We start from the raw sequence: 1,472 nt of genomic DNA on the forward strand, positions 1-1,472 counted from the left end.
TCTATGTTCTGGTGGAGCACCGACTGCATGTTGGCTGGACGTTGGTCGCTCATTTGAAAAGCTCGTTTGAACGACGATCTCGTGCAAGCGGCGTCACTTGTCGCCCGCCTGGAACATTTGCGGAGCCGGACCTAGCTTGAACTCGTCGGCACGCAGCTTACGTCGCTGCCGACGGCCCGATTGGGAAAGGGCGTGCCGTGCTGAAATCGTGTGCACCATACCGACTACTGCCTGCGGGGCGCTCTGATGAACCATATGGCCAGCGCCCGGAATCACCTCGAGGAGAGACCCACCAACTTCGGCATGCAGGCGCCGTGCATGCCGTTCCGCATCGAACAACCGGTCTCCAGATCCCGCCAGGATGCCGGTCGGTACGGAAATGTCCTTATAGCTGGCCTTCTTCGACAGGGCCGCGGCCAGCATAGATGCTGACTCCGAACAAACCGCCCGCAGTTGGGAAGGGCGGCTGGCGGCATCCTTGGCGGATGCGGCGAAGTCGCTGGCGATCATAGCGGGTCGAAATATCTTTTCCATTGCCCAAGGCCAGGCAAGCCTCACAAGCAGCGGCAACAAGGTGTGGCGAAACCCCGTTCCGATCACCGGCAATGCCGGGAGTGCGGCCAGTGCAAGATCCAGCCGCGGTGGCGGATAGTAATAGCCTGAGACAAGCACAATGCCGGCGACCGATGAAGAATGCCTGCGCGCCAACTCGAGGGCGATCCAGGCTCCCCAGGAATGTCCAAGGACGAGATATTTCTTAATACCCAATCTGCCGGCGGCGGCATGTATGAGGTCGGCTTGGTCGCAAGCGGACCAGCGCCGGGTGCGCGAACGTGAGCTTCGCCCAAAGCCGGGACGGTCAAATGCGAGCACCCGGTAGGTCTTTGCCGCCTCATCGAAGACGCCGCTCGACTTGAAATCCTCCGCCATGGATCCATTGCCATGCAGGAGAAGCAGCGGCATGCCGGTTCCGGCTTCGATAAAATGCAGGCGCAGACCATCAATTGCCATCATACGTCCGCATGTCAGGCTGGCGATCGCACGTTTGGCGCGGATGGCGTTGTATCCCGCTAGTGCCGCTAATGCAGCGACGGACAATCCGGCCGCTAGTTTCGCCTCGTCTCTGTCCAACGCCATTCGCGTGCCTTAGAAGCTGTCTGCGTGACCCAACCTTCGAGGTCACAGCTTGTTCCGCCAGACCCTGTGCCTGGCGTGGAAGGCTTTTCAACGCCTGGCGATCGCCATGGCCGCGATCTTGCAATGATCCATGCTTGCGTCCCGAGGAGATGCTCCCGGGATAAACGATCGTTCCATCATCGCGCACACAGCGCCTGGCGTCAGGCTGGCCTCCTCGGCATGACCGGCCCCAAGAGTATGCATGACGCGTTCGCCTTCTCCGAGCAGGTAGTCGGAAATAATGCGGCGGTGGCACCGCCACCAGACGGCTTCCGCGCACATGATTGGGCAGCGAT

Annotated in this window: 2 protein-coding genes; both read right to left on the reverse strand. The window is 60.7% G+C overall.

From position 1 onward, the window contains the following. Nucleotides 1-93: 93 nt before the first annotated feature. Nucleotides 94-1,137, reverse strand: a complete 1,044-nt coding sequence (locus tag EN884_RS35725; protein ID WP_063170621.1) for an alpha/beta hydrolase — start codon at nt 1,135-1,137, stop codon at nt 94-96. An 87-nt stretch (nt 1,138-1,224) separates the two neighbouring features. Further along, complete coding sequence (locus EN884_RS39975) at nt 1,225-1,458, reverse strand: hypothetical protein (RefSeq protein ID WP_063170622.1); 234 nt, start codon at nt 1,456-1,458, stop codon at nt 1,225-1,227. Between the last annotated feature and the right edge of the window lie 14 nt (nt 1,459-1,472).

Source organism: Mesorhizobium sp. M7A.F.Ca.AU.001.01.1.1 (assembly GCF_004022735.1).
Lineage (GTDB): Bacteria > Pseudomonadota > Alphaproteobacteria > Rhizobiales > Rhizobiaceae > Mesorhizobium > Mesorhizobium ciceri.